Source organism: Streptomyces sp. NPDC104106, assembly GCF_055584345.1.
Genome location: NZ_JBVJMF010000005.1, coordinates 35,150 through 48,801, shown reverse-complemented (window position 1 = coordinate 48,801; position 13,652 = coordinate 35,150). Strand labels below are relative to the sequence as shown.

Genomic DNA, 13,652 nt, shown 5'->3' with positions numbered 1-13,652 from the left:
GTCGGCCTGGGTGGCGGCCTCGGAGCGGATGCGGTTGGCGTCCGAGCGGGCGTCCGCCCGGGTCCGGGACGCGGCCTGGTCGGCCTCGGCCAGCGCGTCCGAGGCCTCCGTGCGCACCCGCTGCGCGTACTCGCCGGCGTCCGTGCGCAGCCGCTCGGCCTCCGCGATCGCCTCCGCGACCGTACGCTCCGCCAGCGCCTTGGCGGCCTCGGTCTCCTCGCCCACCTCGCGCCGGATCCGCGAGGCGTCCTCGCTCGCCCGCTCCCGCTCGGCGTAGGCGTCGGCGCGGACCCGGTCCGCCTCCTCCTCGGCCTCCCGCCGCGTACGCTCCGCCACGTGCTCGGCGGCCGAGCGCAGCCCGGCGATCTCCTCCTGCGCCTGCTCGTGCAGCCCCGCGACCGAGTCCCGGACCTGCTGGGCGTGCTGCTCGGCGGCGGAGACCATCTCGGTGGCGCGCCGGTCCGCCTCCGTCACCAGGCGGGTCGCCTCGGCCTGCGCCTCCTCGACCCGCCTGCGGGCGGAGGCCAGCAGCTCCTCGCTCTGCTCGCGGGCGCGCAGCCGCTCCTGGTCGGCCTCCTCGCGGGCCGAACCGAGGGTCTCCTCGGCCTCGCGGCGGCGCCGGGCGGCCTCCTCCTGCGCGGCGGCCAGCGTCTCGGACGCCTCGGCGGCGAGCCGCTCGGCCGCGGCCTGCGCCTCCGCGCGCACCCGGTCGGCGGTCTCCTGCGCCTCGGTCCGCAGCCGTTCCGCCTCGGCGGCCGCCTCGGAGCGCAGCCGTACGGCGACGGCCTCGCCCTCGGCGCGGGAGGCGGACGCGTCGGACGCGGCCTCGGTCCGCAGCCGCTCGGCCTCGGCCTCGGCCTGCTGCTGGAGCGTACGGATCCGCTCGGCCGCCTCGGCGCGCAGCCGCTCGGACTCCTCGGTGGCCTCCCGGCGGATCCGGGACGCCTCCTCGCGGGCCTCGCCGAGGGCCCGCTCGGCGGACTCCAGGCGCTCCTGCGCCTCCGACTGCAGCCGGGTCAGCTCCTCGGCGGCCTCGGCGCGGCGGGCCTCGACGGCGCGCTCGGTCTCCTCGCGCAGCTCGCGCGCGGCGGTCTCGGCGTCCGCGCGCACCGCCTCGGCCTGCTCGTCGGCCTCGGCACGCAGCCGCTCGGCCTCCTTGCGGGTGCGCTCCAGGGTCTCCTCGGCCTGCCGGCGCAGGGAGGTGGCCCGCTCGATGGCCTCGGTGCGGACCTTCTCGCTGTCGGTGGTCGCGCTCTTGCGCAGCTCGTCGGCGTCCGCCTTGGCCTTGGCCAGCAGCTCCTCGGCGGACTTGGCGCCCTCCTCGATCTGCGCGACCGCCTCCCGGCGGGCCTCGGCGCGGATCGACTCACCCTCCGCGACCGCGTCGGCGCGCAGCTGCTCGGCCTCGCCGCGCAGCCGGCGGGCCTCCTCCTGCAGCTCGACCGTCTTGGCGCGGTACTCCTTGGTGTCGTCCTTCGCCGCGCCCTTGAGCTGCTCGGCGATGTCGTGCGCCTCGGCGCGCAGCCGGTCCGCCTCGGCCTCGGCCTCGGTGCGGATCCGCTCGGCCTCCTCGGCGGCGGCCCTGGTGGTCCGCTTGGCCTCCTCGGACGCCTTGGTGAGGACGTCCTCCGCGGTCCTGGCCGCCTTGGACAGCTGGGACGCCGTCTCCTCGGCGGTGATCGTGCGGGCCTTCTCGGCGGCCTCGGCGACGATCTTCTCGGCCTCGGCGCGGGCGTCCGCGACCAGCTGCTCGGCCTCGGAGCGGGTGTTCTCGGCCTCCTTGGTGGCCTCTTCGACCAGCCGGGCGACCTGCTCCTTCGCCGTCCGCGTACGCGCCTCGCCCGCGGCCTCGGCGCTCGACAGGGCCTTGGCCGCGGCCTGCTCGGCCTCGCTGACCAGCTTCTCGGCCTCGGTCTGCGCCTTGCGCAGCGCCTCCTCGGCCGCGGCCATCCGCTCCTCGGCGGCCCGGCTCAGCTCGGCGGCCTGCCGGCGGGCGGCGTCCGACTCGCCGGCCGCGTCGGTGCGCAGCTGCTCGGCGTGGTCGGTGGCCTCCTGGGCCTGCGTGGAGGCGGCGTTCAGCAGCCGCTCGGCGTCCGCACGGGCGCGGCGCAGGAGCTGCTCGGCCTCCGCCCGGGCCGTCTCGGCGTCGCTCTGCAGCCGCTCGCGGGCCTCCCGGGTCAGCCGCTCGGCCTCCGCGCGGGCGGCGGCCAGCGCCTGCTCGGCCTCCGTACGCGACTCGTCCAGCAGCCGGCGGGCCTGCTGCTCGGTGCGGGCGCGCAGCTGCTCCGCCCAGGCCACGTTCTCGTTGACGTGCGACTCGACCGTGGCACGGCGCTCGGCCAGCTCCTGGTCGAGCTGCTGGCGCCGGGTCACCGCCTCCTGGTGCAGCTCCGCCTGGAGCCGGGCGGCCTGCTCGGCGTGCTCCTGGAGGATGCGCTGGGTCTGCGCGCGGGCCTGGCTCAGCTCCCGCTCCGCGTCCTGACGCAGCTGGTCGGCCTGCATCTGGGCGTTGCGCAGCAACTGCTCGGCCTGATAGCCGATGTCACCGCCGTCGAAGGCGGGCCGGGTCATGAGGGTGCGGCGCGCCTCGTGCAGCTTGGCGCGCAGCACCTCGACCTGGTAGCCGAGGTCCTCGGCGTGCTGGATCGCCTTCTCGCGCTCGGTCCTCAGCCGCTTCATCTCGGCCTCGAACCGAGAGAGGTGGTCGACGTCAGCCGCCGGCTCTCGCTCCTGGCTCTCGTAGCCCCGCACTGCGCGGTCCCATCCGTCCCCTGGTCAGCTTCTGCAACGAGCTCCGTCCAACCGCCGAACGGGGCCCCCGGGCAATGGTGTCAGATCAACGGCGGAGCACGGGCTGCTGCCCCGACGCTCGTCCCCCGAAAACCCGGACCCCGGCATGCGGCCGTCCTCCGCGTTCGGCGGACGACCGCCCCCAACCCTACCGGCCCTTATGTACGGCAGTCAGTGCTCAGGGTTCTCAACAGGGGCCGAAGTGACCAGTTCTGTCAGGACGCCGTGGCAATCCTTGGGGTGCAGGAAGGTGATCCGCGACCCCATGGAGCCGATCCGCGGCTCCTGGTAGAGCACCCGCACGCCCTTGCCGCGGATCTCCTCGGCGTCGCCGTCGACGTCCGCGGTGCCGAAGGCGATGTGGTGGACGCCCTCCCCGTTCTTCGCCAGCCACTTGCCGACCGCCGAGTCCTCGCGGGTCGGTTCCAGCAGCTGGAGGTAGGAGGCGCCGCCGTCCGACGTCTCGTTGATCTTGAGCATGGCCTCGCGCACGCCCTGCTCCTCGTTGACCTCGGTGTGGAACACCTCGAAGCCGTATGTCGCCCGGTAGAACTCGACGGTGGCGTCGAGGTCGTGGCAGGCGATCCCGATGTGGTCGATTCGCGTCAGCATGGATTCAGTGCAGCGCCCGGCGCATGGTTACGCAACGTGCGCGCGATCACACTGACAGGCCGATGACGGCACGGAGTGCCACTCAGTACATTCGAAGTAAACCCTCGTTCACTCCTCGGCCGCGCAGGCCGGTAAGGGGATCGCAGCTCATGCCTTCTGGAACGACCAGCTCTGTGATCGTCGCGGGCGCGCGCACGCCCATGGGACGACTGCTGGGCTCCCTCAAGTCCTTCTCCGCGGCCGACCTCGGCGGCTTCGCGATCAAGGCCGCCCTCGACCGTGCGGGCATCGGCGGCGACCAGGTCCAGTACGTGATCATGGGCCAGGTGCTCCAGGCCGGCGCCGGGCAGATCCCGGCGCGCCAGGCGGCGGTCAAGGCCGGCATCCCGATGAACGTCCCGGCGCTCACCGTCAACAAGGTGTGCCTGTCCGGTCTCGACGCCATCGCGCTCGCCGACCAGCTCATCCGCGCCGGCGAGTTCGACATCGTGGTGGCCGGCGGCCAGGAGTCCATGACCAACGCCCCCCACCTGCTGCCGAAGTCCCGCGACGGCTTCAAGTACGGCGCGGTCGAGATGCTCGACGCGATGGCCTACGACGGCCTGACCGACCCGTGGGACAACGTCCCGATGGGCGAGTCCACCGAGAGGCACAACACCCGCCTCGGCATCGGGCGCGCCGCGCAGGACGAGGTCGCCGCCCTGTCCCACCAGCGGGCCGCCGCCGCGCAGAAGAACGGCGTCTTCGAGGCCGAGATCACCCCGGTCGAGATCCCGCAGCGCAAGGGCGACCCGGTCCTGTTCAGCAAGGACGAGGGCATCCGCGCCGACACCACTGTGGAGTCCCTGGGCAAGCTGCGCCCGGCCTTCACGAAGGACGGCACGATCACGGCCGGCACCTCCTCGCAGATCTCGGACGGCGCGGCGGCCGTGGTCGTGATGAGCAAGGCCAAGGCCGAGGAACTGGGCCTGGAGTGGCTCGCCGAGATCGGCGCGCACGGCAACGTGGCCGGCCCGGACAACAGCCTGCAGTCGCAGCCGTCGAACGCCATCCTGCACGCCCTGAAGAAGGACGGCCTTCAGGTCGCCGACCTCGATCTGATCGAGATCAACGAGGCCTTCGCCGCCGTCGCCGTGCAGTCAATGAAGGACCTCGGCGTGTCCACGGAAAAGGTGAACGTCAACGGCGGCGCCATCGCCCTGGGCCACCCGATCGGCATGTCCGGCGCCCGGCTCGTGCTCCACCTGGCCCTGGAACTCAAGCGGCGCGGCGGCGGCGTCGGCGCGGCCGCGCTGTGCGGTGGCGGCGGCCAGGGTGACGCGCTGATCGTGCGGGTACCGAAGGCCTGAGCCCCCCCTTTTTCGCCGCTGACGTTACGTCGCTGAAGTGAACGGAGCTGTGTGATGCAGGACGTCTCCTCTCTGGTGGCCCAGGCCAGGGAAGGCCGGCCGCGTGCCGTGGCCCGCCTGATCTCCCTGGTGGAGGGGGCGTCCCCGCAGCTCAGGGAGGTCATGGCGGCCCTGGCCCCGCTGACCGGCAACGCCTATGTGGTGGGCCTGACCGGCTCACCGGGCGTCGGCAAGTCGACCTCCACCTCCGCCCTGGTCGCGGCGTACCGCAAGCAGGGCAGGCGGGTCGGCGTCCTGGCCGTCGACCCGTCCTCGCCGTTCTCCGGCGGCGCCCTGCTCGGCGACCGTGTCCGCATGTCGGACCACGCCTCCGACCCCGGGGTCTACATCCGCTCGATGGCCACACGCGGCCACCTCGGCGGTCTGGCCTGGGCGGCCCCCCAGGCCATCCGCGTCCTCGACGCGGCGGGATGCGACGTGATCCTGGTCGAGACGGTCGGCGTCGGCCAGTCGGAGGTCGAGATCGCCTCCCAGGCGGACACCAGCGTGGTGCTGCTGGCCCCGGGCATGGGCGACGGCATCCAGGCGGCGAAGGCGGGCATCCTGGAGATCGGCGACGTCTACGTCGTCAACAAGGCCGACCGTGACGGCGCGGACGCCACGGCCCGTGAGCTGAACCACATGCTGGGCCTCGGCGAGGCCCGCGCCCCCGGCGACTGGCGTCCGCCCATCGTGAAGACGGTCGCGGCTCGCGCGCAGGGCGTGGACGAGGTCGTGGAGGCCCTGGAGAAGCACCGGGCGTGGATGGAGGAGCGCGGCGTCCTCGCCGAGCGCCGGCGGGCCCGCGCCGCCCGCGAGGTGGAGACCATCGCGGTCACGGCTCTGCGCGAACGCATCGGCGACCTGCACGGCGACCGCCGCCTCAGCGCCCTCGCGGAGCGCATCGTCGCGGGCGAGCTGGATCCGTACCGCGCGGCGGACGAACTGGTCACGGGTCTGACACAGGGCTGACCGATCGCCAACCCCCCGTCCCCGCTGCTAACTTGGGGGACATGTTCCTCTCCTTGGCGTAGAGCGCGCACCCGGACCGCGAGGCCGTGTCGACCGACCGGCCCCGCGTCCTTCGGTGTCCCTCTTCCGCCTCGCCCCGAGGAACCTCCGCATGCCCACGCACGCCCCCGCGCGGCCCACGTACGCTGCCGTCCTGCGCCTGCCCCATGCCCGGCGCGCCTTCGCCTCCGCCCTGGTGGCCCGTCTGTCCTACGGCACGGTCTCCCTGGCCGTGCTGCTGTCCGTCACCCGCTCCACCGGCTCCTACGCCGTCTGCGGTGCCGTGATGTCCCTCTTCGGGGCCACCACGGTCTTCCTGATGCCCGTGCGGGCCGCCCTGATCGACCGCCACGGCCCCCGCCGGGCCCTGCCGCCGATGGCGGTCCTGTACGGCGCCGCGCTGTGCGCCCTGGCCGCGCTCACCTGGCGCCCCGGCGCGCCGGCGGCGCTCGTCGCCGTGGCCGCCGCGCTCGCGGGCGCCTGTGCGCCGCCGCTCGGTCCGACGATGCGCGCGGTGTGGGCCGAACTGGCCCCGCACCCGGACATGCTGGCCCGCGCCTACAGCCTGGACGGGGTCGCCGAGGAGCTGCTGTACGTCTCCGGCCCGGTGCTGGTCGGCGGGCTGGCCGGGGTGGCCCCGCCGGCCGGCGGCATCCTGCTGAGCGCGCTGCTGAACGTGGGCGGCACCTGTGTCTTCGTCACGTCCCCGGGGCTGCCGGGCCCCCGCCCCGCCGTACCCCGGCAGAGGTCCGGCGCCCTCTTCGGGCTGCTGGCCCCGGTCGCCGTGGCCGCCGGTACCGGGCTCGCCCTGAGCGGCGTGGAACTGCTGGTGATGGCCTTCGCCACCCAGCGCTCCTACGACACCGCCCTGGTCCCGTGGGTGCTGGGCGCCCTGTCGGCGGGCAGCGCGGTGGGCGGGCTGGTGGCCGGGGCGGTGCGGTGGCGCGTCCCGGCACGGGTACGGCTGTGCGGCTTCGCCGTGGGCCTGGGGCTGACGGTGGTCGCGGCGGGCCTGGCACCGGACCTGTGGACCCTCACCGCCGCCATGGCGCTCGCCGGGGCGTTCATCGCCCCGGCCCTGACGACGGCGTACCTCCTGGCCGACGAGTCGGCGCCCGAGGGCGGCCGTACGCAGGCCGGTGCCTGGGTCAACACGGCGGTGAACGCGGGGAGTTCGGGAGGTGCGCTGGTGGCGGGCCTGCTGATCGGCCGTCTCCCGCTGGGAGTGTGCTTCGCCCTGGCGGGCGCCGCGGCGCTGGTCAGCGCCGCGGCGACCCTCGGCGGCAGGCTCAGGGACGCCCCCGCTGCCCTCTGAGGTGCTCGGCGATCGGCTTGAGGGCCTTGTCCAGCTCCGTCAGTGCCTCCGGCGACAGCAGATCGATGAAGTGCCGTCGCACGGAGGCGACATGATGTGGCGCCACCTTCTTCATCGTCTCCATGCCGTGCTCGGTCAGCACCGCGTACAGCCCGCGGCGGTCGGACTCGCAGTTCTCCCGGCGGACCAGGTTCGCGTTCTCCATGCGTGTGATCTGGTGGGAGAGCCGGCTCTTGGACTGGAGCGTCGCCGAGGCGAGGTCGCTCATCCGCATCCGTACGTCGTCCGACTCGGACAGGTTCACGAGAATCTCGTAGTCGTTCATCGTCAGGCCGAACGGCTGCAGATCCTTCTCCAACTGGTACGTCAACAGCCTGTTGACCTCCAGGTGGGTGCGCCAGGCGCACTGCTCCGCATCGGTCAGCCAGCGCGTGGCCGTCTCGGTCTCCATGAATGAAGTCTACCTAAGAAGTTGAATTCCGAACTACTTTGGATGGTGTGACAGTGCGCACGCGTTCGACGTCACACTCCGCAGACTACCGCTCACAGCCCGAAGCGACGCTGGAGGTCACCCAGCTGTCCGGGAAGGCGCGGTGCCCCGGACGGTTGCGGACCGTGTCCGCCCGGCCCCGGAGTGCCACCCCCGGGTACCCCCGGTTCGGACGGGACAACCCCTGTCGCCGCCTCGTCCATGAGGCTCTCCGAGGACTGCAGCAGCACCGTCCCGGCGCCCACGAACTCGAACTGGTGCTCCTCGCCGGAGACGCCGCCGAAGCCCGTCATCGCACGTAGACCGCCCAGTACGCCCGTCAGGTACCCGTGGTCGTAGTGATGGCACGGGGACGGGCAGTCGGCCCACCCGACGAGCGCCTGCGGGTCGACCCGGATCGGAGGTTCCACGAACACCACCGGACCGTTAGATGCGGCGACAAACTTTCCGGTTCCGATAAGGGTCAGAAAACCCGGCACGATCGATTGCTTCAACGCGAGACTTGGCTGAAAAGCGAGCAGGTTGCCCGCGCGAATGGTCAGGTTCCCGTCGTCCAGGTCGTACGAATTGACGTCGAAGGCCCGGTCGGCGAGCAGCATCCTGCCCGAGCCCTCGGCCACGACCCAGTCGCTCGCGTGCAGTGGCGAATGGAACGAGGTGCGGACAAGTCGGTCGAGTCGCCCGTGCCCGATGCCGTTGAACTCGATCGCCCCGTAGTAGGCGATCATCTTCCCCTTCTGCAGGAACCACTGCCCGCTCTTCAGCTCCACGCAGAACGTGTACGCGTTCACGTTGTCGTCGGCGGGCAGCGTCATCGGGTCGTACACGACCGGGCCGGTGCCCGCGGTTCCGTAGCCGCTCATAGCTTCTCTTCCGACGCCTGGACGAACACCGTGCCACTGCCGCTCAGCTCCAGCTGGAACGCCTCGCCGGAGCCCCGGCCCACCATCTCGCGCCACCCCAGCGCCGCCGACAGCCTGTTGCGGACCTCGCCGTGGTGGGCGACGTAGGCCTGCGGATCGACGTGGACCGGGCGCTGCGGGGTGATCGGGACCTCGAAGACGCCGCCGTGCGCCATCACGGCGACCGAGCCCTGTCCCTGCAGCGTGGTCGTGAACAGGCCCTGCCCGGTCACCTGCCCCCGGACCAGGCCCATGACCCCGCCCTGCGAGCCCATGAACATCGTCCCCTGGCGCAGCGTGCCCTCGAAGGCGAGCAGCCGGTCCGCCTCGACGTACAGGGTGTCGCCGGTGAGGTGGATGACGTGGACGTGATGGCCGCCGTGCCCGAAGAACACGGTGCCGCTGCCCTCGACCGTCATCAGCGGGGTCGCCTCGCCCGTCACCCGGCGCCCGAGCATGGACATCAGCCCGCCCTGGCCGCCCTGGATGTTCGGAGTGAAGGACACGTCCCCGCGGTAGGCGAGCATCGCCCCGCGCTGGCTGAACAGCCGCTGCCCCGGCAGCACGGTCGCCTCGACCATCTTGGAGTTGATCTCCCGGAACGCCATCTCTACAGATCCCCCGCGATCGTGTTCCGCTCGCTCGGCTGCACGTAGACCAGCCCGTCGCCCTCGAACCGGATCTGGAACGCCTCGCCGCCGCCCTCCCCGAGGAAGGTGCGGAACGTCACACCGGACTGGAAGGACTGCCGGACGTTGCCCTGGTGCGCGATGTACGCGCCCGGGTCCACGATCAGCGGGTACTGCGGGCTGACCCGCAGCACCACCGCCGGCCCGTCCGACAGCAGCGCCGCCTGCCCGTGCCCCTCGACCGTCGTCGTGAACAGCCCGTTGCCCTGCGAGGCGCCGCGCAGCCCCGTGAAGGTCGTCCCGGTGCGCAGCGCGGCGTCGGTCGCCAGCAGGTTGCTCGACTCCACGTACAGCTTGTCCCCCGTGAGGTTCACGAGGTTGATCTGCGACGCGCGGTCCGCGAACCAGCACGTCCCCTGCCCCTTCACCTCCATCACCGTCATCTGCTCGCCGGTGAGCCTGCGGGTCACCATCCCCCGCAGACCCTCGCCGCCACCGGTCAGCTTCTTGAAGGACATCTGCCCGTCGTACGCGACCATCGAGCCGTTCTTCGCCTTCACGGCGTCCCCGGTCATGTCGACGGCGAGCACCCTGCTGCCTTGAAGTCGGAACATCGCCACGCAGTGAACGTAGCGGCGGCGCGGGTGGAGGGACCAGGGCCCACAGGTGGACACCGACCCTGAGCGGACCCCTAGGGCCGCCGTTTGCCACAATGGGGCAACGTTTGTGCACGTATTCACAAAGCGTCGACGACTCCCCACCGAAGGTGACCTGTGGACATCAAGACCGCCACCGCCCTCCGCCGCCTCCGCCTGGTCTCGGCCCCAGAAGCCGTGTCCTTCCTGATCCTGCTGGTCTGCTCGGTGCTGAAGCGGACCACGGACTTCAACGCGGTCCCCGTCATGGGCGGGATCCACGGCGTCCTCTTCATCCTCTACGTGATCTTCTGGGCGGACGCCTGGAACCGCACCAAGTGGCCGCTGAAGACCGCCGCCTTCTACTTCGTGCTGTCCGTGCTGCCCACCGGCGGCTTCTTCGCCGAGCGCAAGCTCAAGCGCGCCGCCGAGGACGAGGTCATCGCCGCCCGCGCCCGCAAGGAAGGGGTCGTGGGCGCATGATCGTCGCCTTTTCCGTGACGCCCCTGGGCGTCGGCGAGGACGTGGGGGAGTACGTCGCCGACGCCGTCCGCGTGGTCCGCGAGTCGGGGCTGCCCAACCGCACGGACGCCATGTTCACCTCGATCGAGGGCGAGTGGGACGAGGTCATGGACGTCGTCAGGCGTGCCGTCGCCGCCGTGGAGGAGCGTGCCCCGCGCGTGTCGCTCGTCCTCAAGGCCGACATCCGCCCCGGTGTGACCGACGGTCTGACCTCCAAGGTCGAGACCGTCGAACGCCACCTGGCCGGCTAGCCCGCCCCGTTTTTGAGCGGCCGCCCACAGCGTTGTACGTTCCCCTCCCGATGCTCTGATCGATCATGCGGAGCACGTTCGGACCTGGGGGAACACCATGAGTCTCGGCATAGAGACACACATCCGCGCCGACCTTGACACGCTGTGGGTGCACACCCAGGACCGCGACACGCGGCGGCGCTGGGACCTGCGCCCCACCCGGCCCGTGCTGCTGCTCCCCGCCGTGTCCGGCCCCGCCTGCGCGGCCGACGCCCATGGCGTACGCGTCGTCATCGGCTGCGACCACCCCTGCCGTGGAGCCGTCGGCTCGGTCGCCGACCGGCTCGTGCTGCGGCCGCTGACGGTCTGGGCCACCGCCTGGTCCCTCGACCGGCTGCGGCTCTGGCTGGAGCGCGGCATCACCCCCGAGCGGGCCCTCGCCAACTGGATCGCGGAGCTGCTGGTCCGCGCGCTCGTCGTCACCGTGTGCTCGACCGGGCTCGGGCTGGAGTCGCTGCTGCGGCTGTTCGGGCCGCTCGCGGACACCGTGGCCTACCTGTGTCCGCTGCTGCTGGTCGTCGCCCTGTCCCTCGCCCTGTTCACGGCACCGCTCGCCCGCACCCCGGCGGCCCGTCGTTGCGCGCGTGCCGCCGTCGTCGGGCGCGGGAGTCAGCCGCCGGAGGCGGGCGTGACGCGCAAGGGTGTCTTCTCGTACGGCGTCTGATGGCTGTACGGGCGTGCCCGCGCCGGTACGGCCCGCGCGGTCGGCGTGGCCGCCCGGCCGCACCCCGGCGGCCCGCCGTTCGTCGGGGTGCGGGGTCAGCCGCCCGAGGTCAGCGCGACGCCCAGCGGTGTCCTTTCGTACAGCACCTGGTGGCCGTACCGGCGTGCCGTCAGCAGTCCGGCGTCGCGCAGGGTCGTCAGGTGCGAGGACACCGATGACGGGGCGAGGCCCAGGCGGTGGGCCAGTGCCGTGGTGGCGGCGGGTTCGTCCAGGGCGGTCAGCACGGCGGCCCGGTTGGCGCCCAGGAGCCGTACCAGCGCCGCGGGCGCCCGCCCGGCCGGCTCCGTCCACAGCCCCGCCAGCCCCCGCGCCGGATAGACCAGCGTGGGCTGCCACGGCGGCTCGAAGCCGGTGACGACGTCCGGCCAGGAGAACGCGCTCGGCATCAGCACCAGGCCCTGACCGGCGAGGTCGCGGGCGTACTCGCCGTGCAGTGCCAGCGTGAGCGTGCGGCCGTCCCAGGACAGCCTGCGGTCCAGCTCCGGCAGCAGCCTGCCGAGCCCCACCTCGGCCAGGCGCCGGGAGTGGAAGGCCACGTCCGCCTCCAGCAGCGCCCGCAGCCGGGGCCAGTCCGGCTCGACCAGCACCCGCCACGCCTCCTCGACGGCGTCCGCCAGCTCCGCGATCATCCGGGCCGGATCCGCCAGCCAGGCCCGGCCCCGCGGCGACCGCAGCGCGCCCGGTGTGCAGGCCAGCGACAGGGCGGTGTCCTCGCGTGCCGCCGCCGGGTCCGAGGCCCGCACGGCCGCGATCTCCTCCTCGAAGGCCGCCGCCGGGCCGATCGGCGGCGGCCCCAGCCAGTCCGGGCTGTGGCCCCGGCGCGGCATCAGCAGCCACAGCGGCGCCAGGTCCAGCCCGGCCGCAGCCGCACGGATCCGGCGCAGCCAGGGTGCGTGATAGCCGTGCCGGTCCGGTCGCTTCAGGGTGCGCACGGCCTCCTGCGTCTCCCACATCGGCGAGATCGCGAACCGGCAGCGCAGGAAGTCCGTGTCGCCGAAGTGCAGCCGTGAGGGCACGGGCCACCTCCCGAAAAGGCGCGAAGATTCGGCTGGAGCCGAAAATCTACGGCCTTCCGTCCGCCCTCCGCCACGCTCCCGGCATGTCCGCACCACCGCAGACGGCCCCGGCGCCCGCCGGCTACGGCCGTGTCTTCGCCGTGCCCGAGTTCCGGGCCGTCTTCGCCGCCCACGTGCTGTCCATGCTCGGCGTGATCGTCAGCGAGATCGCCCTGTCCGTCCTCGTCTACGACCTCACCCGCTCACCCCTGCTGAGCGCGCTCACCTTCGCGCTCGGCTTCCTGCCGTACGCCCTCGGCGGCACCCTGCTCGCGCCCCTCGCCGACCGCCTCCCGGCCCGCCGGGTGCTCGTCGCCTGCGACCTGGTGTGCGCGGGCTGCGTGGCCGTGATGACGGTCCCGGGCACCGGGATCGGCGGCCTGCTCGCGCTGCGCTGCTGCCTCGCCGTCGTCTCCCCCGTCTTCACCGGCACCCGCATGGCCACCCTCGCCGACGTCCTCGGCGGCGGCGACCTGTTCGTGCTCGGCCGCTCCCTGCTGCGGATCGTCGCCCAGAGCGCGCTGCTCGTCGGCTACGGCCTCGGCGGGCTGCTCCTGACCGTCCTGACGCCCCGGCACGCCCTGCTGATCACCGTGACCACCTTCCTCGCCTCCGCCACCCTCCTGCGCTGCGGCACCCGGCACCGGCCCGTCCGCACCCGCACCCGCGCCGACGCCCCGGTGGGCCCGCGCAGGCCGGCCGCCGACCGGCGGATCCGGGTCCTGCTGCTCGTCTTCTGGCTGCCCGCCGCGTTCTCCGTCGTCCCCGAGGCGCTGGCCGCGCCGTACGCCGACGCGCTCGGCAGCGGATCCGCGGGGCTCGGGCTGCTGATGTGCGCGCTGCCCGTCGGCACGGTGGCCGGGGAGCTGTTCGCCGGGGCGCGCCTCGCGCCCGCGACCCGCGAACGCCTCGCGCTCCCGCTGCTGTGCCTGACCCTGCTGCCCTACCTGGGCTTCGCGCTGCGCCCCGGGCTCGTCGCGTCCCTGCTGCTCCTGCTGCTCTCGGGGGCCGGGTCGGCGTACACCCTGGGCCTTGACCAGTGGTTCGTGCGGGCCGTGCCCGAGGAACGGCGCGGGCGGGCCATGACCGTGCTCAGCGCGGGCCTGATGACCGTCCAGGGCGCGGGCATGGCGCTGGCCGGGGTGGCGGCGCAGGCGGTGGGGGTGCGGGCCGCCGTGACGGGGGCCGGTGTCCTCGGCGTGCTGTGCTGCTGCGGCCTCGCCCTGGCGGTCCGGGCGACCGAAAGCCGAGACAGGGCTGCCCGGCATATGACCGGCCGGTAGGGTCTG

General features: G+C 73.1%; 14 protein-coding genes. 7 read left to right on the top strand and 7 right to left on the bottom strand.

Translation table 11 applies throughout. The features are described 5' to 3' along the window. Positions 1-2,751, bottom strand: a 2,751-nt coding sequence (gene scy, locus ACZ60X_RS13805) for a polarized growth protein Scy (protein WP_469597562.1), incomplete at its 3' end; no start/stop codon positions are given. Between the two features lie 210 nt (positions 2,752-2,961). Next, entirely contained in the window at positions 2,962-3,402 is a 441-nt protein-coding gene (gene mce, locus ACZ60X_RS13800) for a methylmalonyl-CoA epimerase (RefSeq protein ID WP_469597559.1), read from the bottom strand. A 149-nt stretch (positions 3,403-3,551) separates the two neighbouring features. On the opposite strand from mce, the gene ACZ60X_RS13795 reads away from it, so the two are divergent. The 3 genes from ACZ60X_RS13795 (at position 3,552) to ACZ60X_RS13785 (ending at position 7,116) form a co-directional block, all read left to right on the top strand. Further along, positions 3,552-4,751 carry an acetyl-CoA C-acetyltransferase gene (locus ACZ60X_RS13795; RefSeq protein WP_469597557.1) on the top strand — a complete coding sequence of 400 codons (1,200 nt, stop codon included), beginning with the start codon at positions 3,552-3,554 and terminating at the stop codon, positions 4,749-4,751. A gap of 54 nt (positions 4,752-4,805) precedes the next feature. Next, positions 4,806-5,762 carry a methylmalonyl Co-A mutase-associated GTPase MeaB gene (meaB, locus tag ACZ60X_RS13790; protein WP_469597554.1) on the top strand — a complete coding sequence of 319 codons (957 nt, stop codon included), beginning with the start codon at positions 4,806-4,808 and terminating at the stop codon, positions 5,760-5,762. Positions 5,763-5,913: 151 nt separating this feature from the next. Further along, positions 5,914-7,116 carry an MFS transporter gene (locus ACZ60X_RS13785; protein WP_469597551.1) on the top strand — a complete coding sequence of 401 codons (1,203 nt, stop codon included), beginning with the start codon at positions 5,914-5,916 and terminating at the stop codon, positions 7,114-7,116. Here ACZ60X_RS13785 and ACZ60X_RS13780 read toward each other — a convergent pair. The 4 genes from ACZ60X_RS13780 to ACZ60X_RS13765 all read right to left on the bottom strand — a co-directional run bounded on the left by ACZ60X_RS13780 (position 7,091) and on the right by ACZ60X_RS13765 (position 9,751). Then, a complete protein-coding gene (locus ACZ60X_RS13780) occupies positions 7,091-7,567 on the bottom strand; it encodes a MarR family winged helix-turn-helix transcriptional regulator (RefSeq protein WP_071376406.1) in 477 nt (158 codons plus the stop codon). The two genes, ACZ60X_RS13785 and ACZ60X_RS13780, sit on opposite strands and share 26 nt — an antisense overlap. A 92-nt stretch (positions 7,568-7,659) precedes the next feature. Further along, on the bottom strand, positions 7,660-8,469 hold the full coding sequence (locus ACZ60X_RS13775; protein WP_469597549.1) for an AIM24 family protein: 810 nt from the start codon (positions 8,467-8,469) through the stop codon (positions 7,660-7,662). Next, positions 8,466-9,116, bottom strand: a complete 651-nt coding sequence (locus tag ACZ60X_RS13770) for an AIM24 family protein (protein ID WP_469597546.1) — start codon at positions 9,114-9,116, stop codon at positions 8,466-8,468. The genes ACZ60X_RS13775 and ACZ60X_RS13770 overlap by 4 nt, the downstream gene beginning before the upstream one ends. 2 nt (positions 9,117-9,118) lie before the next feature. Continuing rightward, positions 9,119-9,751: an AIM24 family protein gene (locus ACZ60X_RS13765; protein ID WP_469597543.1), complete on the bottom strand. Its 633-nt coding sequence runs from the start codon at positions 9,749-9,751 to the stop codon at positions 9,119-9,121. Between the two features lie 159 nt (positions 9,752-9,910). Here ACZ60X_RS13765 and ACZ60X_RS13760 point away from each other — a divergent pair, with 159 nt between their 5' ends. The 3 genes from ACZ60X_RS13760 (at position 9,911) to ACZ60X_RS13750 (ending at position 11,248) form a co-directional block, all read left to right on the top strand. After that, complete coding sequence (locus tag ACZ60X_RS13760) at positions 9,911-10,255, top strand: DUF3817 domain-containing protein (protein ID WP_469597540.1); 345 nt, start codon at positions 9,911-9,913, stop codon at positions 10,253-10,255. Next, positions 10,252-10,545, top strand: coding sequence for an MTH1187 family thiamine-binding protein (locus tag ACZ60X_RS13755; protein ID WP_240124178.1), 294 nt, complete (start codon positions 10,252-10,254; stop codon positions 10,543-10,545). Before ACZ60X_RS13760 ends, ACZ60X_RS13755 begins: the two co-directional genes overlap by 4 nt. A 97-nt stretch (positions 10,546-10,642) precedes the next feature. Continuing rightward, entirely contained in the window at positions 10,643-11,248 is a 606-nt protein-coding gene (locus tag ACZ60X_RS13750) for a hypothetical protein (protein ID WP_469597538.1), read from the top strand. A gap of 95 nt (positions 11,249-11,343) precedes the next feature. On the opposite strand, the gene ACZ60X_RS13745 is transcribed toward ACZ60X_RS13750, so the two are convergent. Further along, on the bottom strand, positions 11,344-12,324 hold the full coding sequence (locus ACZ60X_RS13745; protein WP_469597536.1) for an ArsR/SmtB family transcription factor: 981 nt from the start codon (positions 12,322-12,324) through the stop codon (positions 11,344-11,346). Positions 12,325-12,407: 83 nt separating this feature from the next. Here ACZ60X_RS13745 and ACZ60X_RS13740 point away from each other — a divergent pair, with 83 nt between their 5' ends. Further along, complete coding sequence (locus tag ACZ60X_RS13740; protein ID WP_469597533.1) at positions 12,408-13,646, top strand: MFS transporter; 1,239 nt, start codon at positions 12,408-12,410, stop codon at positions 13,644-13,646. Positions 13,647-13,652: the final 6 nt, after the last annotated feature.

Excerpts from the sequence above, each read along its gene's own strand:
- ACZ60X_RS13765 (WP_469597543.1), bottom strand. The coding sequence starts at position 9,751 with ATGTTCCGACTTCAAGGCAGCAGGGTGCTCGCCGTCGACATGACCGGG.
- ACZ60X_RS13795 (WP_469597557.1), top strand. The coding sequence starts at position 3,552 with ATGCCTTCTGGAACGACCAGCTCTGTGATCGTCGCGGGCGCGCGCACG.
- ACZ60X_RS13770 (WP_469597546.1), bottom strand. The coding sequence starts at position 9,116 with ATGGCGTTCCGGGAGATCAACTCCAAGATGGTCGAGGCGACCGTGCTG.
- ACZ60X_RS13775 (WP_469597549.1), bottom strand. The coding sequence starts at position 8,469 with ATGAGCGGCTACGGAACCGCGGGCACCGGCCCGGTCGTGTACGACCCG.
- ACZ60X_RS13785 (WP_469597551.1), top strand. The coding sequence starts at position 5,914 with ATGCCCACGCACGCCCCCGCGCGGCCCACGTACGCTGCCGTCCTGCGC.
- ACZ60X_RS13740 (WP_469597533.1), top strand. The coding sequence starts at position 12,408 with ATGTCCGCACCACCGCAGACGGCCCCGGCGCCCGCCGGCTACGGCCGT.
- ACZ60X_RS13750 (WP_469597538.1), top strand. The coding sequence starts at position 10,643 with ATGAGTCTCGGCATAGAGACACACATCCGCGCCGACCTTGACACGCTG.
- ACZ60X_RS13755 (WP_240124178.1), top strand. The coding sequence starts at position 10,252 with ATGATCGTCGCCTTTTCCGTGACGCCCCTGGGCGTCGGCGAGGACGTG.
- meaB (WP_469597554.1), top strand. The coding sequence starts at position 4,806 with ATGCAGGACGTCTCCTCTCTGGTGGCCCAGGCCAGGGAAGGCCGGCCG.
- ACZ60X_RS13780 (WP_071376406.1), bottom strand. The coding sequence starts at position 7,567 with ATGGAGACCGAGACGGCCACGCGCTGGCTGACCGATGCGGAGCAGTGC.
- mce (WP_469597559.1), bottom strand. The coding sequence starts at position 3,402 with ATGCTGACGCGAATCGACCACATCGGGATCGCCTGCCACGACCTCGAC.